Annotated in this window: 23 protein-coding genes and 2 tRNA genes; 16 read left to right on the plus strand and 9 right to left on the minus strand. The window is 71.2% G+C overall.

The genetic code is table 11. From position 1 onward, the window contains the following. Nucleotides 1–283: 283 nt before the first annotated feature. Nucleotides 284–1,114: a hypothetical protein gene (locus IEZ00_RS17210; protein WP_189224258.1), complete on the minus strand. Its 831-nt coding sequence runs from the start codon at nt 1,112–1,114 to the stop codon at nt 284–286. A 158-nt stretch (nt 1,115–1,272) separates the two neighbouring features. Further along, a complete protein-coding gene (locus IEZ00_RS17215; protein WP_189224259.1) occupies nt 1,273–2,151 on the minus strand; it encodes a hypothetical protein in 879 nt (292 codons plus the stop codon). Nucleotides 2,152–2,448: 297 nt separating this feature from the next. Between IEZ00_RS17215 and IEZ00_RS17220 the strand changes: the two genes are divergently transcribed. Then, a complete protein-coding gene (locus IEZ00_RS17220; protein ID WP_189224260.1) occupies nt 2,449–2,856 on the plus strand; it encodes a hypothetical protein in 408 nt (135 codons plus the stop codon). A gap of 24 nt (nt 2,857–2,880) precedes the next feature. On the opposite strand, the gene IEZ00_RS17225 is transcribed toward IEZ00_RS17220, so the two are convergent. Further along, nucleotides 2,881–3,990 carry a J domain-containing protein gene (locus IEZ00_RS17225; RefSeq protein WP_189224261.1) on the minus strand — a complete coding sequence of 370 codons (1,110 nt, stop codon included), beginning with the start codon at nt 3,988–3,990 and terminating at the stop codon, nt 2,881–2,883. A gap of 69 nt (nt 3,991–4,059) precedes the next feature. Here IEZ00_RS17225 and IEZ00_RS17230 point away from each other — a divergent pair. From IEZ00_RS17230 to IEZ00_RS17240, 3 genes are all read left to right on the plus strand, one after another. Next, a tRNA-OTHER gene (locus IEZ00_RS17230) sits at nt 4,060–4,133 on the plus strand. Continuing rightward, nucleotides 4,134–4,212, plus strand: a tRNA-His gene (locus tag IEZ00_RS17235). It abuts the tRNA gene before it with no gap. Nucleotides 4,213–4,291: 79 nt separating this feature from the next. After that, the gene (locus IEZ00_RS17240) at nt 4,292–4,555 is read left to right on the plus strand and encodes a metallothionein (protein ID WP_189224262.1); all 264 of its coding nucleotides are present in this window, start codon (nt 4,292–4,294) and stop codon (nt 4,553–4,555) included. Here IEZ00_RS17240 and IEZ00_RS17245 read toward each other — a convergent pair. Beyond that, a complete protein-coding gene (locus IEZ00_RS17245; protein ID WP_189224263.1) occupies nt 4,543–5,031 on the minus strand; it encodes a hypothetical protein in 489 nt (162 codons plus the stop codon). The two genes, IEZ00_RS17240 and IEZ00_RS17245, sit on opposite strands and share 13 nt — an antisense overlap. Before the next feature lie 139 nt (nt 5,032–5,170). Then, a complete protein-coding gene (locus IEZ00_RS17250) occupies nt 5,171–5,977 on the minus strand; it encodes a metal-dependent hydrolase (RefSeq protein WP_189224264.1) in 807 nt (268 codons plus the stop codon). A gap of 138 nt (nt 5,978–6,115) precedes the next feature. Between IEZ00_RS17250 and IEZ00_RS17255 the strand changes: the two genes are divergently transcribed. The 7 genes from IEZ00_RS17255 to IEZ00_RS17285 all read left to right on the plus strand — a co-directional run bounded on the left by IEZ00_RS17255 (nt 6,116) and on the right by IEZ00_RS17285 (nt 13,960). Further along, nucleotides 6,116–7,336: an NADP-dependent isocitrate dehydrogenase gene (locus IEZ00_RS17255; RefSeq protein ID WP_189224265.1), complete on the plus strand. Its 1,221-nt coding sequence runs from the start codon at nt 6,116–6,118 to the stop codon at nt 7,334–7,336. A gap of 180 nt (nt 7,337–7,516) precedes the next feature. Further along, entirely contained in the window at nt 7,517–7,828 is a 312-nt protein-coding gene (locus IEZ00_RS17260; protein ID WP_189224266.1) for an SH3 domain-containing protein, read from the plus strand. A gap of 59 nt (nt 7,829–7,887) precedes the next feature. Beyond that, complete coding sequence (locus IEZ00_RS17265; protein WP_189224267.1) at nt 7,888–9,210, plus strand: cytochrome P450; 1,323 nt, start codon at nt 7,888–7,890, stop codon at nt 9,208–9,210. Nucleotides 9,211–9,217: 7 nt separating this feature from the next. Continuing rightward, nucleotides 9,218–9,430, plus strand: a complete 213-nt coding sequence (locus tag IEZ00_RS17270; protein ID WP_189224268.1) for a hypothetical protein — start codon at nt 9,218–9,220, stop codon at nt 9,428–9,430. 9 nt (nt 9,431–9,439) lie between these two features. Further along, nucleotides 9,440–10,234 (plus strand): exodeoxyribonuclease III, encoded by a 795-nt coding sequence (locus IEZ00_RS17275; protein ID WP_189224269.1) that lies wholly within the window; start codon nt 9,440–9,442, stop codon nt 10,232–10,234. 1 nt (nt 10,235) lies between these two features. Beyond that, nucleotides 10,236–10,535, plus strand: a complete 300-nt coding sequence (locus IEZ00_RS17280) for a nucleotidyltransferase family protein (RefSeq protein WP_189224270.1) — start codon at nt 10,236–10,238, stop codon at nt 10,533–10,535. 905 nt (nt 10,536–11,440) lie between these two features. Beyond that, nucleotides 11,441–13,960, plus strand: coding sequence for a bifunctional FO biosynthesis protein CofGH (locus IEZ00_RS17285; protein WP_189224271.1), 2,520 nt, complete (start codon nt 11,441–11,443; stop codon nt 13,958–13,960). A gap of 94 nt (nt 13,961–14,054) precedes the next feature. On the opposite strand, the gene IEZ00_RS17290 is transcribed toward IEZ00_RS17285, so the two are convergent. Continuing rightward, the gene (locus IEZ00_RS17290; protein WP_189224272.1) at nt 14,055–14,786 is read right to left on the minus strand and encodes a TetR/AcrR family transcriptional regulator; all 732 of its coding nucleotides are present in this window, start codon (nt 14,784–14,786) and stop codon (nt 14,055–14,057) included. 76 nt (nt 14,787–14,862) lie between these two features. Then, a complete protein-coding gene (locus IEZ00_RS17295; RefSeq protein WP_189224273.1) occupies nt 14,863–15,804 on the minus strand; it encodes an alpha/beta hydrolase family protein in 942 nt (313 codons plus the stop codon). Nucleotides 15,805–16,092: 288 nt separating this feature from the next. On the opposite strand from IEZ00_RS17295, the gene IEZ00_RS17300 reads away from it, so the two are divergent. The 3 genes from IEZ00_RS17300 to yhjD all read left to right on the plus strand — a co-directional run bounded on the left by IEZ00_RS17300 (nt 16,093) and on the right by yhjD (nt 18,462). Beyond that, nucleotides 16,093–16,356: a hypothetical protein gene (locus tag IEZ00_RS17300; RefSeq protein ID WP_189224274.1), complete on the plus strand. Its 264-nt coding sequence runs from the start codon at nt 16,093–16,095 to the stop codon at nt 16,354–16,356. Nucleotides 16,357–16,451: 95 nt separating this feature from the next. Next, complete coding sequence (trpS, locus tag IEZ00_RS17305; RefSeq protein WP_189224275.1) at nt 16,452–17,435, plus strand: tryptophan--tRNA ligase; 984 nt, start codon at nt 16,452–16,454, stop codon at nt 17,433–17,435. A gap of 25 nt (nt 17,436–17,460) precedes the next feature. After that, complete coding sequence (yhjD, locus tag IEZ00_RS17310; RefSeq protein WP_189224276.1) at nt 17,461–18,462, plus strand: inner membrane protein YhjD; 1,002 nt, start codon at nt 17,461–17,463, stop codon at nt 18,460–18,462. Nucleotides 18,463–18,585: 123 nt separating this feature from the next. Here the strand turns inward: yhjD and IEZ00_RS17315 are convergent, their stop codons facing one another. Next, nucleotides 18,586–19,875 (minus strand): D-alanyl-D-alanine carboxypeptidase family protein, encoded by a 1,290-nt coding sequence (locus tag IEZ00_RS17315; protein WP_189224277.1) that lies wholly within the window; start codon nt 19,873–19,875, stop codon nt 18,586–18,588. Nucleotides 19,876–19,935: 60 nt separating this feature from the next. On the opposite strand from IEZ00_RS17315, the gene IEZ00_RS17320 reads away from it, so the two are divergent. After that, nucleotides 19,936–20,163, plus strand: coding sequence for an SCO4848 family membrane protein (locus tag IEZ00_RS17320; protein ID WP_189224278.1), 228 nt, complete (start codon nt 19,936–19,938; stop codon nt 20,161–20,163). A 24-nt stretch (nt 20,164–20,187) separates the two neighbouring features. Further along, nucleotides 20,188–20,535 carry a hypothetical protein gene (locus tag IEZ00_RS17325; RefSeq protein WP_189224279.1) on the plus strand — a complete coding sequence of 116 codons (348 nt, stop codon included), beginning with the start codon at nt 20,188–20,190 and terminating at the stop codon, nt 20,533–20,535. Nucleotides 20,536–20,568: 33 nt separating this feature from the next. Here IEZ00_RS17325 and IEZ00_RS17330 read toward each other — a convergent pair whose 3' ends face one another. Further along, complete coding sequence (locus tag IEZ00_RS17330) at nt 20,569–22,017, minus strand: hypothetical protein (RefSeq protein ID WP_189224280.1); 1,449 nt, start codon at nt 22,015–22,017, stop codon at nt 20,569–20,571. Nucleotides 22,018–22,021 lie beyond the last annotated feature (4 nt).

Consider the following 22,021-nt stretch of genomic DNA (forward strand, 5'->3'; position numbering starts at 1 on the left):
AACAGGCGGGGACACCATGGCTCGGCGCACGCCGTCGCCGGAGGACGGCATGGGGCGCGGGGTGGAGCAGCACGCCGAGGCGTCGGAGTGGGGGTTGGTCCAGCAGGCCGGACGGGACATCCACAACACCTGGTACCCGGCGCTGGTGGCTCGGTGTGCTGGTGCCCAGGGCGTTGGTCTGCGGCGCGCTCTGGTGGATCTCCGCTTCCTTGCTCTGAGCGGTGGCGGGCGTGGGTCCTCCAGTCAGGGGCGTCGATCACGCGACCGGCGGATTCGGGCGGCGTCAGGTGATGCGCAGCGCGATGGCGGCGTGGTCGGACATCCACCCGTCGTGAACGCCAGAGGAGCCGTCGTAGTCCATCGTGTTGGCGTACGCCGTCGGAACCGGGGCGGGGACACCGTTGTCGACCAGCGGTGTCCGCAGGTTCGGGTCGATGTCGGCGAACCAGTAGTCGTACAGGCTTCCCCGGAACGTCGTGCCGGAGGGGACGGTGCCGTGGAAGAACGCGGGTCCCGCGACGCGCGCGGAATAGGGCCAGATCTCGTGCTGCCGGTCGCCCGTGGACCGGCGGCGGGGTTTGACGTTGAAATCACCTCCGAGGTAGACGTGGCTCACCGCGACGCCATTCGCCGCCATCGCCGCCACGGCTGCCGGGAGGGTCTGCATGAAGACGTCGTTGGTGTTCAGCGTGTACGTGTTGTGGACGAAACCCACGGCTATGGTCGGGCCGACGGCGCCCGCGACGGGAATCCGCACCTTGACGTAGACGATTCCCCGGTAGTCGGCGATGGAAGTCTCGGGCAGGTTCTCCTGCCACGGCGGCCGGAGCAGCGGGGGCGGTGGCACGGCGACCGCCGTCTCCTCGCAGATCTGAGTGGAGTGGTATCCGGCGGTGATCCGGCCGACGGCCAGCACGGTCGCGCCGTTCACCGCGATCGCGACGTACTCCTTGCCGAGCAGCGCGCTGCTGTACGACTTGATGACGGAGCGAGTGGTGGGTGCCGCGCCGAAGATGGTGGTGAAGATGGGCAGCACCGCGCCCGCGGCGGTCGCGCTGTTCGTGATCTCCGTCAGGCCCGCCACGCACACGGTGCCCGGTAGCCCCCCGATCATCGGGGCGAAACCGTTCGCCGGAGGAGGAGTGCCACGCCAGGTCGCCGGGCGTGGGTCCGGTAGGGGCCCAGTGCCGGTGAAGGCGTTGTTCCGCTCCGACTGGGAACCGCCGTAGACGCGCATGTTCTGGTGCAGGAGGTAGAGGGGAGGCACGGGATCTACCCCTGCAGCAGTTCGGTCCGCGTGTGTCCCCCCGGCGAGTCGACGCTGGGCGCCCGCTCCCGCTCCTCCGCGGTCATCCGGGACCTCCGCCGCGGCTCCGCGAGCTGGTCGGGGTGGTAGGCGTACGCCAGGATCGGCTGCAACCCGGTGATCGAGGACGCCTGCGGCACCAACGAGTCGTTGGAGTCCTTGGCGAACACGGTGATCACCTCGGTGAGCTGCCAGTACAGCGTCGTCCTCGCCTCGCTGGCCGGTTCGAGGGTGCGGGACACGAACGTCGTCTGCTGGCTGGACAACGTCACCTGCTGGAACGTGGACGTGTTGCTGCTCAACGAGGCGGACACGCTCGCCGACACCGGGCCCCACCCGGCGGTGGCCGAGACGTTCAGCGACTGCGCCAGGGACTGCTGCTCCGATGTCGTGGACTCCATGCCGGAGGTCTGGGTGTAGCTGACCGTGCGCGTCTCGTCGGGGCCGATCGAGTAGGAATCCGGGGCCAGCCGCCAGAACTGCTCGCGCACGATCACGTTCGGCAGGCCCTGCGCCATGCCGCAGCCGACGACGACCCTGGGGGAGTCGGGTGGGATCGGCCGGGCGCTGTCCGGCACCGGGATCGGGCCGACGTCACCGGGGTCGAGGAAGTCGGCACAGGTCATGGTGGCTCCACCCTGGTGGTCGCTGTCCCTGGCGAACACCCCGGCCAGCCCGCCGGACGGCGACATGGCGATGAAGTAGTTGCCGAGTTCCGAATATATTTCGATTCCGCCGTTGCCCGGCAGCGCGATTCCGGGATAGCCCTCTTCGAAGTTGTTCGTGTCCGGGTTCAGGCCGGCGTGCGCGCCTCCGGGGGTGATCCAGTACAGCACAACGCTCATGCAGGTGTCGTTTCGGAAAATCCACTTCTCGGTGGGTTCTCGGGGATTTGATCGGAGGGTGCCCGACAGTGCCTTGAAATAGAGTTCGGTATTTGCCATGTGACCGAGGGTACCGCCGCCGTTTAAAGCCGGGGACGCTCGAGGGGGTGAGAGCATAGTGCTGGCGGGTGATGGTCGTGGCTTGATGTCGTCCGCAAACACCACTCGAACGAGGACCTGCTCGGTGATCAGCGCTCCCGGAGCCGTGGGGGCGAGTCGCGGTACTCGATGGGCGGACGGCCCTGCTCACCTCATTGAGTGAGGCTCGGCGCTCGATGGGCGGGCGTCGTTGTCGAACTATTGCGGCGAGTCATTTCGCTGGGCATGCTCGGCCTCGTCGCCTTGCGGGACCGACCGGCTGCGGGAGTGGATATGCCGAACGTGACGAACATTATCTGCGGTATTGTCAACCCGGACGGCTCGATCTACTCCGGTTCCGGCTTCCAGGTGGAGAAGCGAAGTAACGGGCAGTATCTGATCACCTTCTCGGTCGCCTACGCGAAAGTCCCGGCCGTGGTGGCCAGCACCTGCACCTTCGCGACTCTGTGGAACGGCCTGGACGTGTCGAGCGTGGCTCACCCGTCCACCTCGTCCTGCACGGTGCTGACTCACGACAACGTCGGGAACCTCGCGGATCGGCCCTTCACGTTCATGGCGGCGGGGTGACCTGTCGTGCCCGACGCGGTCCGATCAGGGCCGCACGACGGGCACGACCTGGCGGAGGATGAGGCGCAGCGCCTCCCGGTCGACCGTGGCCGGGTCCTCGGCCAGCCAGTCGCCGATCTCCTCGACGAACTGGGCGGGCGTCATCGGCGGCACCACGGCGTCGGCGTCGTCCTCGGTGGTGACCTCGCCCGCCCGGCTGGGGTAGATCAGCAGGGCGGTGCGGATCTCCAGCCACGGCAGCAGTTTGCGGTACACCGCGAGGCTGCGCGGCAGCCGCATCCCGCCGCCGCGGAACGGGTGGCCGTTGCGCCACAGGGTGCCGTCGTCGTCGGCCGCGTAGTGGCCGGGCAGCCAGGACTTGGACTCGATCAGCACCAGCCGCCGCCCGCACAGCACGGCGTGGTCGACGTCGGCGAACACCGAGCCCGGCCAGGCCAGGCCGTGGAAGATCCGCGCGCCGGGCAGCCGGGTCAGGTAGCGGCTGAGCAGGTCGGCGGTCAGCCGCTCGCACACCCGGTCGTCGACCGTGCCGCGCACGACCTGCTGGTCGTACTCGGCGGCGAACGCCCGGTCCGCGCGCACGGCGGTCAGGTACCGCTTGACGACCTTGAACGCCGCCGCCGCGGCGGCGGCCACGACGGCCAGCCAGACGCCGAGCGCCAGCGGTGAGAAGTCGACCGCGACGACGGGCAGCAGGAGCAGGAACCAGGCGAGCACGGCGGCCAGCGCGGGTGCGTGGCCGGGGCCGCCGGACGGGGCGTAGCGGACCCGCTGCGCCCGGTCGACCAGGTGCCACCAGCTGACGCCGTCCAGGTCGACGGTGGGCTTCGGAGGTACGAAGTCGGGATCGTCGCCGAGGTCGCGCACCCGGCCGGTGCGCGCGGAGCGCGGTGGGCGGGTCGGCGTGCTCGGCCGGGACGCGGGGCGGGGGGAGGACCAGCCGCGGTCGTACTCGCGGCGCCGGACCGGATCCCGCAGCGTGTCATATGCCTCCTGCAGGATGCGGAAGGTGCCGGATGACCCCCCGGCGTCGGGGTGCATGACCTTGGCCAGCGACCGGTATGCGGATTTGATCTCCGCCGTGGACGCGTTGCGGCCCACCCCGAGGAGCTCGTAGAAGTCGACCCCGCGCACGCGGCTGACCTTATTCGTCCCCCTGCGGACCTGTCTCGACAGGTGGGGTCGTGGTTACTGTTGTGGCGGGAGCCTGGTAGCGCAGTGGTTGTCGCGCCCCCCGCCTCGGGGGGAGGACGTCGGTTCGAATCCGGCCCGGCTCGGGACCTGTAGCGCAGCGGTTGACGCGCCCCAAACCCTCGTGGTGGCGGGAGGACGCCGGTTCGAATCCGGCCTGGTCCGCTCCGGCGACGTGCTCGGGCGCGACCGGATCGGGCTAGGTCGAGTTGCCCGCCCCACCGCCCCGGCGCAGGCTGCGCCCATGGCGACATGCGACGTCTGCGGCAACGACTACTGGATGGCCTTCGAGGTGCGCACGGTCAGCGGCGACGTGCACACCTTCGACAGCTTCGAGTGCGCGATCCAGCGCTTGGCGCCCCGGTGCGAGCACTGCGACTGCCGCATCCTGGGGCACGGGGTGGAGGTCGAGGGCCGGTTCTTCTGCTGCGCGCACTGCGCCCGGCAGGGCGCGGAGGGCGGGCTGGGTTCGCAGATCAAGGACACCGTGGGCGCTCACCCCGGCTGAGCGCAGGTCAGCACCAGCCGTCCGTCGCGGAAGGACGGCTGGAGGTCGCCGCGCGCGTCGACGCTCTTGACGCCGTGCGGCAGGACTTCGTCGATCTCGCTGAAGGCGAGGATGTCCGACACCCCGTACCGGCCGCGCAGCACGCGCTGGCCGGGGAACCGCAGCGCCCGCCCCTCGCGGCGGTCGCGGTGGGCCAGGGCGGCCCGCAGCGCGCCCCGGTGCAGCTCCTCCGGCCCCGCCAGCCGCCGCAGGTCGCCGTTGTGCACGGCGACGCCGTAGCCGCGCTCGATCAACGTGGACAGGGTGTTCTCCGACGGGGCCGCGTCCAGCCGGAACGACAGCGCGTGGTGCTGGTCGACCACGTGCACGCACACCACGGTGGCGTCGTAGAGCAGCGACTCGTGCAGCGCCAGGGCGACCGCGTCCGCGGTGGCGGGGTCCTCGTGCCCCGCGTCCAGGCCCAGCCAGGTGGTCATGCGGTCGCCCGGACGGCCAGGGCGGGCGTGCGGTGGGCCACGGGTCCTCCTCAACGCGGGTCGGCGTGCGGCGGCGGTGCGTGGAGACTAGTCCGATCGGGTGATATCGAGGTAGTCGTCGGGTGGCGGCACCGCGAATCTACAGCGGCAGCAGGTCGAAACCGCCGAGGAACGGCAGCGTGCCCGCGTTCTGCAGCGCGGCGGCCGACAGCCACACCGACAGGATGGTGATCAGCGGCCCGACCACGGTCATCTCCACCTTGCCGCCGGTCTGCATCCGCATGATCTTCGGCGGCGCGATCGGGTACCAGGTCTTGCCCGCCAGCGGGATCGGCCACAGGATCGGGCAGCCCTGCTCGGTGATGGCGTCGCCGAGGTAGTGGGCCACGCAGCCGATGCCCACCGCCACCCCGCAGGCCGCCGCGCTGGCCGGGGTCTGGTCGATCCAGGCCAGGCACACGGCGGTGACCGCCGCGGACACCACCGTGATGAGCAGCGCGTCCCGCTTGGGGCACCAGTCGTTCATGATCCCGCGCACGGCCAGGCCCGCGAACACGAACACCAGCGCGGGCAGCGCCCACTTCTGGGACTGCTGCACCACCGCGGTCGTGCCCAGGGCGGCGCTGAGCGCGAACACCAGGGTGTGGGTCAGCGCGCGGTGCCCGCCCTCCCGCTTGGAGTCGCGGCGGGTGCGCGTGGCGCGGTAGACCGCCGAGCTGATGGTGCTCACCGCGCCGGACACGCCCTGGCTGACCGGCCCGAACGCGCGGGCGATGGTCGAGGACGGGTGGTCCAGGTCGGGCAGCAGCGCCGCGCCGGTCGCCAGCACCGCCCCGACCGCCCAGCTCTGCGGGGTGAGCTGACCGATGGGATGGTTGTCGGCGAGCGCGGTCACCGCCGCCCAGGCCAGCAGACCGCTCATGGCGTGCGTGGGTCCGGTCGACAAGGTGCCCCCCTCCGAGATCGCACCCGGAGGCTAGGGCATTGTGACCCCGTTCCCTTTTTTCCGTGCGGTGAGCACACGCAGCCGGACATAGCAGTACGCTTGTCTTGCTTGCACTGTCGCGAGAGGAGCGCCCTGAGTATGGGCAAGATCAAGGTTCAGGGGACGGTCGTCGAGCTCGACGGCGACGAGATGACCCGGATCATCTGGCAGTTCATCAAGGACAAGCTGATCCACCCGTACCTGGACGTCAACCTCGAGTACTACGACCTGGGCATCCAGCACCGGGACGCCACCGACGACCAGGTCACCATCGACGCCGCGCACGCCATCAAGCAGCACGGCGTGGGTGTGAAGTGCGCCACCATCACCCCCGACGAGGCGCGCGTCGAGGAGTTCGGCCTGAAGAAGATGTGGGTCTCGCCCAACGGCACGATCCGCAACATCCTCGGCGGCGTGGTGTTCCGCGAGCCGATCATCATCTCCAACATCCCGCGGCTGGTGCCGGGCTGGACCAAGCCGATCATCATCGGCCGCCACGCCCACGGCGACCAGTACAAGGCCACCAACTTCAAGGTGCCCGGCGCGGGCAAGCTGACGGTGACCTTCACGCCCGAGGACGGCTCCGAGCCGATCGAGCACGTCGTGGCCAACTACGGCCCCGACGGCGGCGTGGCCATGGGCATGTACAACTTCAACAAGTCGATCGAGGACTTCGCGCGGGCCTCGTTCTCCTACGGCCTGCAGCGCAACTACCCGGTCTACATGTCGACCAAGAACACCATCCTCAAGGCGTACGACGGCGCCTTCAAGGACATCTTCCAGAAGGTGTTCGAGGAGGAGTTCAAGGCCGAGTTCGACGCCAAGGGCCTGACCTACGAGCACCGCCTGATCGACGACATGGTCGCCGCGGCGCTGAAGTGGGAGGGCGGCTACGTCTGGGCCTGCAAGAACTACGACGGCGACGTGCAGTCCGACACCGTGGCGCAGGGCTTCGGCTCGCTGGGCCTGATGACCTCGGTGCTGATGACCCCGGACGGCAGCACCGTCGAGGCCGAGGCCGCGCACGGCACGGTGACCCGGCACTACCGCCAGCACCAGGCGGGCAAGCCGACCTCCACCAACCCGATCGCCTCGATCTACGCCTGGACCGGCGGCCTCAAGCACCGCGGCAAGCTGGACAGCACCCCCGAGGTCACCGGCTTCGCCGAGACCCTGGAGAAGGTCGTCGTCGAGACCGTCGAGAGCGGCAAGATGACCAAGGACCTGGCGCTGCTGGTCGGCCCCGAGCAGGAGTGGCTGACCACCGAGGACTTCCTCGGCACGCTGGACGAGAACCTGCAGAAGCGGATGGCGGGCTGACGCCGCGCCGACGTGCCCGACGTGAAGGGGACCGCCTCCGGGCGGTCCCCTCTCGCGTTCGGTGACCACCCGCCGCCCTTCGTGGTGTCCCGGTCGGGTGGAAAACCGCTGCTCGACCGCCGTCGCGCCGGTCGCGGCGCTATACCTGCACCCCAGGGCGGTCTGCGGGAGGTGCGGGCGATGTGGGGCATCCCGACTCGGGGCGTCATCGTGCTGGGCGTGCTGGCGACGGCGGGCGCGATGTACGTGGCCAACGGCGGCGAGCGGCTGGGCACCCGGCCCGCGCCCGAGGGCTGCCGGGTGGTCGTGATCACCGACACCCTCGACGTGCGCTCGGGCCCCGCCCGCACCCAGCCCATCGTGTCCACCCTGCGCCGCGGCACCGTCGTGCCCGCGGGCGCGGCGGTGCACAACGGGTTCCGGCGGCTGGCCGAGGGCAAGTGGGTGGCCGACGAGTTCGTCACGCCGACCGAGGACAGCGCCTGCGGGTAGTCCCCCGGATGACGCGACTGGCGGTGCACCGGTCGCGGCCGCGCTGCCACCGTGGGGGGATGGACCGATTTCCTCCGCCAGTCTCCGGTGCCCTGCCGTTAGCGGGGCACCTGGTCGAGTTCATCCGCGAACCGGTCGAGCTGATCCGGCGCGGCCACCGCGAGGTCGGCAAGCTGTTCTCGCTGCGCATGCCCGGCCGCCGGGCCGTGGTGCTGCTGGGCAACGAGCACAACCGGTTCTTCTTCGCCGAGACCGACAAGAAGCTGTCCATCCGCACCGCGTACCCGTTCTTCGTGCGCATGTTCTCGCCCGAGTTCTTCTTCTTCGCCGAGATGGACGAGTACCAGCGGCAGCGCAAGCTCGTCCTGCCCCGGTTCCAGGGCGCCCAGCTCGACGGGTACGTCACCACCATGCGCGAGGAGACTGCCGAGTTCCAGCGGCGGCTGGGCGACTCCGGCGAGTTCGACCTGATCTCGGAGTTCGGCCCGCTGGTCATGCGGATCGCGGCCCGCTGCTTCCTGGGGCCGGACTTCGGCACGCGCATGGACCGCGACTTCTTCGCCGAGTTCCGCCGCTTCTCCGCGGGCATGAACCCGGTCGTGCCCGCCGGTCTCCCGCTGCCGTCGGTGATCCGCAGCAACCGGGCGCGCGACCGGCTGCGCGCCGTGCTGGGCGGCATGATCCGCGCCCGCCGCGAGCACCCCGTCGACCCGCCGGACTTCCTGCAGGCGCTGGCCGGGGCGACCTACGAGGACGGCACGCCGGTGCCGGACCTGATCCTGATCAACCTGATCCTGCTGTTCACCTGGGCGGGGCACGAGACCACAGCCGGGCACATCTCGTGGGCCATGGTGGACCTGCTCAGCAACCCCGCCGAGCTGGCGCGGGTGCGCGCCGAGACCGCTGAGGGGCCGATCGACATGGCCGCCGTGAGGCGGCTGTCGCACCTGGACGACTGCCTGCACGAGAGCGAGCGGCTGCACCCCGTGGCGCACGTGCTGCTCCGGCAGGCCGCGGAGACCTTCGAGCTGGACGGGCACGTCATCCCCGAGGGCACCATGGTGTTCGCCGCGCCGTCGGTCAGCCACCGGCTGCCCGAGGAGCACAGTCACCCGGACGAGTTCCGGCCGTCGCGCTACGCCGAGGGCCGCGAGGGCAAGCTGGAGCGGCAGGCGCTGATCGGCTTCGGCGGCGGCCTGCACCGCTGCCTCGGCGTGCACTTCGCCTACCTGGAGATGAAGGTCGTCCTGGCCACGCTGCTGCGCGACTACGACTTCGAGCTGCTCGACCCCGACCCGCGCCCGGTGCCGGGTCCGCACACCAAGTGGCCCGACTCGCCCTGCCGGGTCCGCTACACCCGCAAGGTGCCCGCGGTGGTGTGATGGGCGCATGTTCTTCAGGTGGCGGTCCGGCCGCGGGGCCGTGACGACGTGCGCGTGCGAGCCCGAGTGGCCGGGCCTGCGGGCCTCGCTGGACGGGCACGAGGTGGTGGGCGTGCCCTCGCCCGAGGGCTCCAGCCCGATGGTGCACATGCTGGGCCTGGTCGCGCGCTGCTCCGGGTGCGGCGCGCACTACCCGCACGGCTGGGTGGTCGCCGGATAGGCTCGGCGGGTGCTGACCGTCTCCACCGTCAACGTCAACGGCCTGCGCGCCGCCGCCAAGAAGGGCTACCTGGAGTGGCTCGCCGCCACCCCGGCGGACGTGGTGTGCCTGCAGGAGGTGCGTGCCGAGCCGGGCCAGCTGCCCGACGAGGTGCGCTCCCCCGAGGGCTGGCACGTCGCGCACGCCCACAGCGAGGTCAAGGGCCGCAACGGCGTCGCCGTGCTGACCAGGGCGGCGCCCACCGCGGTGCGCGTCGGCTTCGGCGCACCGGAGTTCGAGCACTCCGGGCGCTACGTGGAGGTGGAGCTGCCGAACCTGGTGGTGGCCAGCCTGTACCTGCCCAGCGGCGACGTGGGCACGCCCCGGCAGGACGAGAAGGACCGCTTCATGGCGGCGTTCCTGCCGTACCTGGTGGAGCTGCGCGACAAGGCCGCGGCGGGCGGGCGCGAGGTGCTGGTGTGCGGCGACTGGAACATCGCCCACCGCGAGGTCGACCTGAAGGCGTGGAAGACCAACCAGAAGTCGTCCGGGTTCCTGCCGTCGGAGCGGGCCTGGCTGGACCGGGTGTTCGGCGAGGCGCGGTACGTGGACGTGGTGCGGTCGCTGCACCCGGACGCGGTCGGGCCGTACACCTGGTGGTCCTACCGGGGGAAGGCGTTCGACAACGACTCCGGCTGGCGGATCGACTACCAGGTGGCGACCGAGGGGCTGGCGGCGCGGGCCACCTCGGCGGTGGTGGAGCGGGCGGCCACGTACGCCGAGCGCTGGTCGGACCACGCCCCGGTGACGATCACCTACGCCTGAGGTGCACGAGCTCATCGCGGCCGAGCTGCCCGGAATCGGAGAGCTGTGCCGTTCGCTGGGGGTTCGCCGCCTCGACCTGTTCGGGTCCGCGGTGGATGACTCCTTCGACATCGCGTCCAGCGATGTGGACGTTCTCGTGGAGTTCGACGTCCCACCGGACTTCGACCGCTTCTTTGCCCTGAAGGAGGGGTTGGAGCGAATCCTGGGCCGACCGGTCGACCTCGTGAGCGGTTCGAGCATCCGCAACCCGTACTTCCGGCAGCGGGTGATGGAGACCGGGGAACAGCTGTACGCGGCCTGACCCTCGTGCCTACCTCTGGGGTGTGTTGAACGCCGTGGACTGCTGAGCCGGTTCAGCGCGGGCAAGTCGTTCGCGGACTGCTCGATCAGACGGGTGACTGATGGGACGGCCCATCCCGGTGAATTCCGCTTCTCTTGTCGAGTCGTGCTCGGCAGGAGATCTGTCGGGGTCGATATCGGTTCGAATCAGTCAATGCGCTGATCGGGCTGAGGCGTGTCCTCCCCGATAGCGCTCGGCGGGACGGCGGCGTGCCGCGAAATACGTCTGTAGCCATCATGTTTGACTGATCTGCCGGTGGCTGACATGGTCGTGGCGTGGAGAGCCGCTGCACCAGGTGCGACCTGCTGATCGGTCAGTGCGAGCACACCCGGGCCGCTCCGCCCCGACGTGCTCGCACCTACGACCTGGTCCTGATCAGCCCGGCTTCGGTCGCCCACCTGCCTGATTGTCCGCACAACACCGAATCGGACATTCCGAGGTACTGGGGAGAGATTTCCGGCGACCCGAGGGCGTGGGAGCGGGTCGGCAACGGGATTCCCGTCCCCGCGAACGGGGGTGGCAATCCGGCGTTGGTGGCCAAGAGGCGGTGTTCGGACTGCGAGGCCAGGAGCTGACCCGGTGTCCGGCGCCATTCGCAGGCGGGGCGCCGCCTCGACCTGTTCGGGTCCGCGGTCGGTGACTCCACCTGATCCGCTCCGGTCGTCCACGTCCGAGTGACGCGGGCGCGGGGCCGGGGTGCTTGAGCGCGGGGTTCGGGGTGCGCGAACGCGCAGTTCAGAGTGCCTGAACGCCGGGTTCGGGGTGCGCGAACGCGCAGGTCGGGGTGTCCGGGGGTTCGACTCGCGGGGTGGGGGGAACGTCACGGTTGGGGGCGGGTGGAATTTCCTCGCTCTAGGGTCGTTGACGTGGCCGTGGACATCTCGATCACCCCGCCGGAGCCCGCACCGTCCCCGTCGGCGATGCGGCGCGCGTTGCGCCGCGCCGCGGACGGGGCCGTCCTGGACGCGACCGAGGCGGCGGTGCTGCTGCACGCGCGCGGGGAGGACCTGGACGCGCTGCTGGCCGCCGCGGGCCGGGTGCGCGACGCGCACCTGCTCGCCGAGGGGCGGCCGGGGGTGGTCACCTACAGCCGCAACGCGTTCATCCCGCTGACCAGGCTGTGCCGGGACCGCTGCCACTACTGCACGTTCGCGACCGTCCCGCACAAGCTGCCCGCCGCGTTCCTGGAGCGCGACGAGGTGCTCGACATCGCCCGCCGGGCCGCCGCGCAGGGGTGCAAGGAGGCGCTGTTCACCCTCGGCGACCGGCCGGAGGAGCGCTGGCCCGCGGCGCGGGAGTGGCTGGAGGCGCGCGGCTACTCCTCCACCCTGGACTACGTCCGGGCCTGCGCGATCGCGGTGCTGGAGGAGACCGGCCTGCTGCCGCACCTCAACCCCGGCGTGCTGAGCTGGGAGGAGCTGCAGCGGCTGCGGCCGGTGGCGGCCAGCATGGGGATGATGCTGGAGACCACGGCGGAGCGGCTGTGGAGCGAGAAGGGCGGCCCGCACTACGGCAGCCCGGACAAGGAGCCCGCGGTCCGGCTGCGGGTGCTCACCGACGCGGGCCGGGTGAACGTCCCGTTCACCACGGGCGTGCTGATCGGCATCGGCGAGACCCTGGCCGAGCGCGCCGACTCGCTGCTGGCCATGCGCGCGGTCGCCCGCCAGTACGGGCACGTGCAGGAGGTGATCATCCAGAACTTCCGGGCCAAGCCGGACACCGCGATGCGCGGGATGCCCGACGCCGACCTGCGCGAGCTGGCCGCCACGATCGCCGTGGCGCGGCTGGTGATGCCGTCGTCGGTGAGCGTGCAGGCCCCGCCGAACCTGGTCGGCGAGGAGTTCGGGCTGATGCTGCGCGCCGGGATCGACGACTGGGGCGGGGTGTCCCCGGTGACCCCCGACCACGTCAACCCGGAGCGGCCGTGGCCGCAGGTCGACCGGCTGGCCGAGGTGACCGCCGAGGCGGGCTTCGAGCTGCGCGAGCGGCTGGCGGTCTACCCGCGCTACGTCCGCGCCGCGGCGGGCCAGTGGATCGACGCCCGGCTGACCGCGCACGTGTCCGCGCTGGCCCGCGAGGACGGCCTGGCCGACCCGGACGCCGAGGTGGTCGGCCGCGAGTGGCAGGAGCCCGACGGCGGCCTGGACACCTACGGCCGCGCCGACCTGCACACCGCGATCGACACCGAGGGCCGCACCGGGGACCGCCGCGGCGACTTCGACAGCGTCTACGGCGACTGGAGCGCGCTGAGCGTGCCCAAGGCGGTGGAGCGGCTGCCGGGGGACGCCGCCCGCGCGCTCAAGCTGGCCGCGGACGACCCGGCCGGGCTGCTGGAGGACACCGACGCGGCGATGGCGCTGCTGACCGCGGACGGCGCCGCGCTGGAGGCGATGACCCGGCTGGCCGACGAGCTGCGCGCCGAGGTGGTCGGCGACGACGTGACCTACGTGGTCAACCGCAACATCAACTTCTCCAACGTCTGCTACGTCGGCTGCCGGTTCTGCGCGTTCGCCCAGCGGGAGCGCGACGCCGACGCGTTCCGGCTGTCCGTGGAGGAGGTGGCCGACCGCGCCCAGGAGGCGTGGGACGCGGGCGCCACCGAAGTCTGCATGCAGGGCGGCATCGACCCGAAGCTGCCGGTCACCTACTACGCCGACGTGGTGCGGGCGATCAAGCGGCGGGTGCCGGGGATGCACGTCCACGCGTTCAGCCCGATGGAGGTGGTCAGCGCGGCGGCCAAGGCGGGCGTGAGCGTGCGCGAGTGGCTGACCGAGCTGCGCGCGGCCGGGCTGGACACCATCCCCGGCACCGCGGCGGAGATCCTGGACGACGACGTGCGCTGGGTGCTGACCAAGGGCAAGCTGCCCGCCGCCACCTGGCTGGAGGTCGTGGCCACCGCGCACGAGGTGGGCATCCGCTCGTCGTCGACGATGATGTACGGGCACGTCGACCACCCCGGCCACTGGCTGGGGCACTTCCGGACCCTGGCGAAGCTGCAGGACCGCACCGGCGGCCTGACCGAGTTCGTGGGCCTGCCGTTCGTGCACCGCAACGCGCCGATCTACCTGGCGGGCGTGGCGCGGCCGGGGCCGACCCGGCGGGACAACCGCGCGGTGCACGCCTTCGCCCGGCTCGCCCTGCACGGCCGGGTGGACAACATCCAGTGCTCGTGGGTGAAGCTGGGCGACGAGGGCACCGCGGAGGTGCTCCGGGGCGGCGCGAACGACCTGGGCGGGACGCTGATGGAGGAGACCATCAGCCGGATGGCCGGGTCCGAGCACGGCTCGGCGCGGACCGTCGCGCAGCTGGCCGCCACCGCCGCGCTCGCGGGCAGGCCCGCCCGCCAGCGCACCACCACCTACGGCCGGGTGGACCCCCAGCGCTAGCACCACGGCGCCTGCAAGTACTACCCGAGGGTCGCCCCAGGGCCGGTAACTACTACCGGGGTGCGTGAACGCTCGGTTCGGGGTGCTTGGACGCTCAGTTCGGCGTGTCCGGCGCGGCGGTGGTGATGCGCGAGAGCCAGTCGCGCAGCAGCGCGAGCTCCTGGTCGCTCAGCCCCGGCACGCCGGTGTCGGGCAGGGCGCCGAGCAGCTGGCGGGCGGCGGGCCCGTGCCCGAGCTGCCCGTCCTCGCGGGTGGTGCCCGTGAGCCGCGCGATCACCGCGTCCCTGAGCTGCCGCGCGTGCGGCGCGTCGGGGCCGCCGCCGTGCCGGATGAGGTGGAGGGTGGCGCCGGTCGCGGCGGCTTCCAGCAGGGCGACCGCCTCGTCCACCGGGACGACGAGCAGCCCCGCGTCCCGCAGGGCGAGCAGGCTCGACCGCAGCTCCTCGCGCGCCATCCGGGCGGCGGGCACCTCGCGCCGAGGCTCGGCGGGGGCGTACATGAGGCGGTACAGGACGGGCTGGTCGAGACCGAACCCGACGTGCAGGTCCCAGCCGACCCGCAGCGTGCTCAGCGGGCTCAGACCCGCCACCGACTCGCGCTTCTCGGCGAGGTAGCGGGCGAAGGCGTCCTCGATGACCGCCTCGACGAGCCCGGTCTTGTCCTTGAAGTGGTGGTAGAGCGTCGGCGCGGTGACCCCGGCCAGGCGCTGGACCTCCCTGGTCGAGACGTCGGTGGTGGCGGACCGCTCGAACAGCATCGCGGCCGCGCGCAGGATGCGCTGCCGCGGTGGCAGCTGGTCCAGGGGGGTGCTGTCGGGGGCGGTCATCTCGCGGGCCAGTGTAAGGGCGGCGCCCCCGGCGGCCGCGTGGGCGAGTCCGGGGGCGCGACCCGTGGCGGCACCGTCAGCCCATGTGCTCGGCGAACCAGGCGAGCATGGGCTCCGGGTTGCGCTGGAACTCCAGGTAGCCGTCCCAGCGGGCGGTGGTGCCCTCGATCCACATCAGCCGCTTCTCCGCGATCGGGATGGCGTCGAAGATCGTCTGCACGTCGTCGGGCGTGGTCATCAGGTCGTCGCGCACCTGGTACAGGAAGGTCGGCACGCGCACCGAGGCGGCGGCCGGGATCGGCGTGGTCACCTCGCGGGTCAGGCCGCTCACGAGCTGGATCTCGCGCTCCAGCTGGGCCAGCCGGTCCGGGATGCCCATCGCCTCCAGCGCGCGGGCGAGGGTCGCGTGCACCGACAGCGGCTGCGGGGCGACCATGCACCGGACGTCGTCGAACTGCTCGGGCTGGCGGTGCATTGCGTACATCGAGGCGTTCGCGCCCTGGCAGCGGCTGAACAGGCCGATGGTCAGCCCCCTGGTGCGCGGGTCGGACCGCGCGAACAGCAGGGAGCCGACGACGTCGCGCGCCATGAACCCCTGCCCGCCGAGGCCGCCGTTGGCCTGCCCGGACTGCCCCTGGTTGCGGAAGTCGTAGGTCAGGACGTGGTAGCCGGCGTCGTGCAGGATGCGGTAGTCCGCCATGTAGTCCACCTCGAAGGTGTTGCCGCCCGCCGCGCCGAACGCCTGCCAGCGCTCCAGGTGCGACGGGTAGCCGTAGCGGTTGAAGTTGAGCGGGTGGTTGGCGATGACCAGCTTGTCCGAGCCCTCGCACGGGATGTACCAGGCTTCCAGCGGAATCCCGTCGGCCGAGGGGAAGGTGACCTCCTCGTAGTCGAGCCCGACGTCCTCCGGCGTGCGGAGCACGGGGGAGCGCTGCGGGTAGGCGACCTGCGTCGCCAGCTGCGTGAGCAGCTCGGCGATCTGATCCTCGGACAGCCGGGTCGCGGTGTCGGTCGTCATGGTGGTCCTCCTCGTTGGCTTCTATAGCCATGCTATACCCGCTTCGGTGGCATGTCTAGCGGTGCTATAGAGATGCCGGGCGCGCTCGTGCGACCGGCGCTGAGCCGCAGTTCGGCGGAGAGAGGTGGCCCCGGAGGACGCGGGATGATCGGGCACGGCTAGTCTCTGCGCCCGGTCGCGGTTTACCTGAAATGAACACGACAGCCCATCAGCTTCGATAGGTTCGCGGCCGTCCGTCAACAAGGTTCACCCCAAGCGGTGACGCGATGTTGGTGAGGAGGCTGGGCGGTGCGCGGTCCTGGGGCAGCACTGGGTCTGGTCGTGGGAACGACGTCGGCGCTGGCGGCGCCGGGCGTCGCGGTCGCGGCGGACGGCACGGTCGCGGCGGGCCTCGGCCCGCTCAACGCGCCGGTCGGTCTGGCCGCGGTGACCTTCGGCGCGGTGGGCATGGTCGCGGGCCTGGTCCGCAGGCGCCGCGCGGTGCTGCGCGCGGCGGAGGTCCGGACGTCCGAGCCGCAGCCGGAGACCCAGCCCGCCGCCAGCCAGGTCTGACCGCCTGGGAGAATCCCGGCGTGGCCGCAGAGACCGAGAACCCAGCAGCGTCCCCGGCAGCGACTCCCGCAGCGCCGCCCGCCAGCCGACCGCGCGTGCTGTCCGGCATCCAGCCGACGGCGAGCTCGTTCCACCTGGGCAACTACCTCGGCGCGCTGCGGCAGTGGGTTCCGCTGCAGGACACGCACGACGCGTTCTACTCCGTGGTCGACCTGCACGCGATCACCGTCGAGCAGGACCCCAAGGTGCTGCGGCAGAACACCCGGCTGTCCGCCGCCCAGCTGCTCGCCCTGGGCATCGACCCGGACCGGGCGACGCTGTTCGTGCAGAGCCACGTGCCCGAGCACGCCCAGCTGAGCTGGGTGCTCCAGTGCATCACCGGCTTCGGCGAAGCCAGCCGGATGACCCAGTTCAAGGACAAGTCGGCGCGGCAGGAGACCCAGGTCGGCGTCGGCCTGTTCACCTACCCGATCCTGCAGGCCGCCGACATCCTGCTCTACCAGGCGCACCACGTGCCCGTCGGCGAGGACCAGCGCCAGCACCTGGAGCTGACCCGCGACCTGGCGCAGCGGTTCAACACCCGCTTCGGCAAGACCTTCCGGCTGCCCGAGCCGCACATCGTCAAGGACACCGCCAAGATCTACGACCTGCAGGACCCGACGTCGAAGATGAGCAAGTCGGTGCCCGCGGGCGTGGTGGAGCTGCTGGAGGACCCGAAGCGGTCGGCCAAGAAGATCCGCTCCGCGGTCACCGACACCGGCCGCGAGATCGTCTACGACCCGGAGAACAAGGCGGGCGTCAGCAACCTGCTGGTGATCTACTCCGCGCTCAGCGGCCGCAGCGTCGACGAGCTGGTGGCCTCGTACGAGGGCAAGGGCTACGGCGACCTGAAGAAGGACCTCGGCGAGGTGTTCACCGAGTTCGTCACGCCGATCCAGGCGCGCGTGCGGGAGTACCTGGACGACCCGGCCGAGCTGGACAAGGTGCTCGCCAAGGGCGCGGAGCGGGCCAGGCAGGTGGCGTCGGTGACGCTGCGGCGCGTCTACGAGCGCGTCGGCTTCCTGTCGAGTGGCGAGTGATCACCTCCCGCACTAACTTCTGCACGTGGCGGAATCGAAGCTCGCCCGACTGAGGGCCGAGCACAGGTGGTTCGATCACCTGATCAGGGCGGGCTCGCGGTACACCGAGCAGTACGGCGCGCACTACGCAGCGGCCGTGACCTACTTCAGCGTGCTGTCGCTGGTGCCGCTGCTGATGATCGGCTTCGCCATCGCGGGCATCGTGCTGACCTCGCAGCCGGGACTGCTGGCCGAGCTGCAGGCGGGCATCGCCGAGGCGGTGCCCGGCCCGCTCGGCGACACCATCAACGACGTGGTCAAGCAGGCCATCGACTCCAAGGGCACGGTCGGCGTGTTCGGCCTGCTCGCCGCCGTGTACTCCGGGATGGGGTGGATCACCAACCTCCGCGACGCGCTGACCGCCCAGTGGGGGCACGCCAAGGCGGACCTGCCGCTGCTGAAGACCACGCTGAAGGACCTGCTGGCGCTGCTGGGGCTGGGCGTCGCGCTGGTGGTCTCGTTCGGCATCACCGCGGCGGGCGGCTGGTTCGCGCACGAGGTGCTGGAGTTCGTCGGCCTGGCGGGCGCGTGGTGGGCGCAGGTGCTGCTCAAGGCCAGCAGCATCCTGGTCGGCCTGGTGGCCAACTGGCTGGTGTTCCTGTGGGTGCTGGCCAAGCTGCCGCGCAAGCCCGTGTCGTGGCGCAGCGCGGTCAAGGGCGCGGCGGCGGCCTCGGTCGGGTTCGAGGTGCTCAAGCAGGCCGGGTCGCTGTACCTGTCGACCGTGACGACCTCACCGGCGGGCGCGGCGTTCGGGCCGGTCATCGGCGTGCTGTTCTTCGCCAACCTGGTGGCGCAGTTCCTGCTGTTCATCACCGCGTGGACCGCCACGGCCAGGGAGAACGCGCTGCGCGACCCGCCGAGGCCGCCGCCCCCGGCGATCATCAGCCCGGTGGTGGAGGTCCGCTCCGGTCCGAACCCGCGCACCGCGCTGGGCCTGGTCGGCACCGGTCTGCTGCTCGGCGCGCTGTTCCGCCGCCGTTCCCGCTGACCGGCCGCGCGCTCGGGTAGTGGTCACCGGCCCCTGGGAGCGGGTCGGGTAGTACTTGCGGACGCGGTCGGGGGCCTGGGCGCGTGAGCGGCCAGGCCCCCGGATCGACGGCTCAGGTGGGTTCTAGGTGTTCTGCTGGCTCGCGGCGGCGGCGGCACGGCGGGCGCGGGCCGCCTTGGCCCGGCGGTTGCGCAGGTACATCACCAGGCCCAGCAGCAGGCCGAGCCCCGCGGCGGCCGTGATCGGCCCGCCCACGTTGCCGAACGCCGTGGTCATCGCCGAGGCGCGGGTGTCGTCCTGGGACTTCGCCACCTCGCCCACCGCCGCGTCGGTCGGCGTCGGCTCGGTGGTCTTCTTGCGCACCTGCTGCGCCCCGTCGACCAGCTTGCCCACCGGGTTGTTCGACGCGCTGGGGCCCAGCCCGAACCCGTAGTCCAGCAGCCTGGCGGCCTGGTTGGCGATCGTCAGCGGCTGCTGCTGGCCGCGCAGCAGCACCACCACCAGCCGCCTGCCGTCCCGCTGCGCCGCGCCCACGTAGGTGTACTGGGCGTCGTCGGTGAAACCGCCCCGGCCGCCCAGCGCGCCCTGGTAGGCGGTCAGCAGCGGGTTGTCGTTGACGACCAGGGTCGTCCCCCGGCCGCTGGGGTGCGGGAAGTTGATCCGCTGCGTGGCCACCGCCTTGGCGAAGTCCGGGTACTTCATCGCCGCGCGGAAGATCAGCGCCACGTCGTAGGCCGAGGTGCTGGTGCCCGGCGCGTCCAGACCGGACGGGGTGATCGCGCGGGTGTCCAGCGCGCCCAGCTCGGCGGCCAGCGCGTTCATCTTGCGCACCGCGCTGGGCACACCGCCCAGCCTGCGGGCCAGCGCGTGCGCCACGTCGTTGCCCGAAGCCATCACCAGCGCCTGCAGCAGCTGCTCGACGGTGTACTCCCCGCCGACGCGCAGCCCCACGCAGGTGCACTCCTGCGCCACGTCCTCGGCCGTGGCCGCCACCTTGGCGTCCAGCGGCAGCTCCTTGGCCACGACGGTGGCCAGCAGCACCTTGATGACCGACGCGGGCCGCTGGCGGCCGTGCGGGTCGTAGGCGGCCAGCACGGCACCGCTGTCCATGTCCGCCAGCAGCCAGCTGCGGGCGGTGATGTTGTCCGGCAGCTTCTGGGCGTTGGGCGGCAGCACCAGGCCGCACTCGCCCAGCCGCTCGCCGCCGACCGGGTTCTCCGGCACCTCCAGCGGGCGCGGTGCCTGGGTGCCGGGCGGCACCTGTTCGGACGTGTCGACCGGGGGAGGCGGCGACACCTTGTTCTCGCAGGGGGCGGGCTGCTGCGCACCGGCGACCGGCGCGGCGAACGCCGTGGCCATCAGCGTGCAGGCAGCCAGGACCAGAGCGACTGCGGGCCGTCGGGAGGAACGCACGCACTCAGGCTAGCCACCCCGGTTGAGTGACGTGCACCCGCCACGTCCGATACTGCTCCGGTGAAGCTCTCCCGAGGCATGTCGACGTTCCTGCTGGCCTTCGGGGTGTGGTCCTGGGTGATCTGGCCGACCTTCCTGCGCAACATCTGGAAGGACCCCCGCTCCTGGGACGCCGGTCCGACCGCGTTCTTCACCGTGCACCTGCTGCTCGTCATCGCGTCGCTGACCTTCGGCACGGTCATCGGCCTGCTGGGGCTGCGCGGCCTGCGTGCGCACCGCAAGAAGTAACCCACCACACCTGGAGGCTCCGCCGTGGAGTTCGTGCGCCTGCTGCTGGTGTTCCTGCACCTGCTCGGCATGGGGATGCTCGTCGCCATGTTCTTCGTCCAGCGCCGCGCGGGCGCGGACGCGCCGCTGAACAAGGGCTGGCTGCACGGCAGCGCGCTGCAGCTGCTCACCGGCGTGGCGCTGGTCGGCCTCGCGCCGCTGACCGACAAGGACTACGACCACTTCAAGATCGGCCTGAAGCTGCTCGTCCTGGTGGTCATCGCGGGCCTGGCGGCGGCCAACGTGAACAAGCCCAGGGCCGCGAGCTGGCTCGCGCCCACCATGGCGGGCCTGGTCGTGCTGAACACGGCCGTGGCGGTCTTCTGGGTCTGAGCTGGTCGAGGGAGCGCCGCTCGCGGCGCTCCCTCAGCGGACTCGCGGCACGCCGCCCTTGCGGCCGATGTCGAAGGCGATGCGGTACACGTCGGGCAGGTCGAGCTTCCCGTTCGCCCGCCTGCTCATCACGCCCAGCTCGATCAGCTCCGCGATGAGCTTGCCGTAGTCGGTGCTCAGCGGACCGGTGGGAGCTGAACGCTCCTCGTTCCCCTCGGCGGTCTGCTGGGACAGCTCGTCCAGCGCGGTCCGCAATTTGCGCTCCTCCCACCGCTGGACCACGTCCGACTCCTCGATTGGCACCTGAAGACCGCCCAGCGGGGCGATCGCGGTGGCGACCCAGGGGATGTCCTCGCGAATCTCCACGACCCGGATGCCCGACGCCTCCTGCACTCCTTGGCGGATGCCGTCCCAGTACAGCGCGAACTCGTAGGTCGAGTGGCGTTCCCCGGTGATGTCGGTCGCCTTGCGCAGCGCGGCGAGGAAGCTGCGCGGGCTCACTTGGCCGATTCCGTCCGTCAGGTGGTTCGGCAGCCAGGTGTAGGTGATCCCCTTGCGGCGGTCCGTGCCCATGTAGGGACCCGCGATCGCGGTGAAGACCTGCTTCTGGTGTTCGCTGTCGCCGACCAGAGAACGCGGTGGCGTGCGGCGTTCCCCCTGGGTGTCCCACTCACCGGTGTCAGCGATGAACTGCGCCGAATGCGGGTTGTCGGAGTTGCCCATGCGGTGGAACAGCAGGCCGTACAGGCTGGTCGGTGACCAGGTCAGGTCGGCGGCGTTGGCCACGAGCTTCGACGCGTCCGGGAAGTTCAACCTGATCCCGTCGAACATGTCCGGACGGATGAACACCTTCGCCCGCAGGTTCCGGGTGCGTGTCCGCAGGTCCAAGGCGACCTGCAGGATGCCGCGCACGAGGCTGTCGTTGACGTCGCGGCTGCTGTGCAGCCGGTCGAGCCCGTCGAAGAGGAACAGCATGGTGACGCCGTGGCGGCCCGCGTTGTCGTCAGCCTTGGCGAGTGCCCTCTCGCTGGCGTCCGGGTGCTCCAGCAGCCAGCGGACCCGATCCGACCACTCGACCAGTTCGCTGATCCCCTCGGCCCGGACCGCGCAGAGGACGACCGCGGTCCAGATGTCCTCGGGCTTGGCGATCCGCTGGAGGTGGTCGAGCGCTCGTTGACTGGGGTACTGGTCGGGTCGCAGCGCCGTTCCATAACCGGCCAGCGGCGTGACCCGGTTCAGCCGGGGAAGCTGGTACTCGGCGGCGGCGAGCTGCCGAAGCCGGTCGTTCTGCAATGCCTTGAACCACACGGTCTTGCCAACGCCAGGGCCCCCTTGCACCACCGTGACGTCCGGTTCGAGCGCTTTGCGGTGGTTGGCGGGCGTGAACAGCGTGCGGACGTCGGGGTCCAAGGTGTCCGAGTCGGTCGCGACCGGCAGGGCGGCGGCCAGCAGTTCGCGGTAGTGGTGGGGGCTGAGCGACATCAGA

It is taken from the genome of Saccharothrix coeruleofusca (assembly GCF_014648515.1).
GTDB lineage: Bacteria > Actinomycetota > Actinomycetes > Mycobacteriales > Pseudonocardiaceae > Actinosynnema > Actinosynnema coeruleofuscum.

What these genes read in the sequence shown, in the direction of transcription:
- IEZ00_RS17260 (WP_189224266.1), top strand. Translation starts at nt 7,517, where the DNA reads ATGTGGGGCATCCCGACTCGGGGCGTCATCGTGCTGGGCGTGCTGGCG.
- IEZ00_RS17290 (WP_189224272.1), bottom strand. Translation starts at nt 14,786, where the DNA reads ATGACCGCCCCCGACAGCACCCCCCTGGACCAGCTGCCACCGCGGCAG.
- IEZ00_RS17330 (WP_189224280.1), bottom strand. Translation starts at nt 22,017, where the DNA reads ATGTCGCTCAGCCCCCACCACTACCGCGAACTGCTGGCCGCCGCCCTG.
- IEZ00_RS17295 (WP_189224273.1), bottom strand. Translation starts at nt 15,804, where the DNA reads ATGACGACCGACACCGCGACCCGGCTGTCCGAGGATCAGATCGCCGAG.
- IEZ00_RS17240 (WP_189224262.1), top strand. Translation starts at nt 4,292, where the DNA reads ATGGCGACATGCGACGTCTGCGGCAACGACTACTGGATGGCCTTCGAG.
- IEZ00_RS17215 (WP_189224259.1), bottom strand. Translation starts at nt 2,151, where the DNA reads ATGAGCGTTGTGCTGTACTGGATCACCCCCGGAGGCGCGCACGCCGGC.
- IEZ00_RS17270 (WP_189224268.1), top strand. Translation starts at nt 9,218, where the DNA reads ATGTTCTTCAGGTGGCGGTCCGGCCGCGGGGCCGTGACGACGTGCGCG.
- IEZ00_RS17210 (WP_189224258.1), bottom strand. Translation starts at nt 1,114, where the DNA reads ATGATCGGGGGGCTACCGGGCACCGTGTGCGTGGCGGGCCTGACGGAG.
- IEZ00_RS17255 (WP_189224265.1), top strand. Translation starts at nt 6,116, where the DNA reads ATGGGCAAGATCAAGGTTCAGGGGACGGTCGTCGAGCTCGACGGCGAC.
- IEZ00_RS17245 (WP_189224263.1), bottom strand. Translation starts at nt 5,031, where the DNA reads ATGACCACCTGGCTGGGCCTGGACGCGGGGCACGAGGACCCCGCCACC.
- IEZ00_RS17265 (WP_189224267.1), top strand. Translation starts at nt 7,888, where the DNA reads ATGGACCGATTTCCTCCGCCAGTCTCCGGTGCCCTGCCGTTAGCGGGG.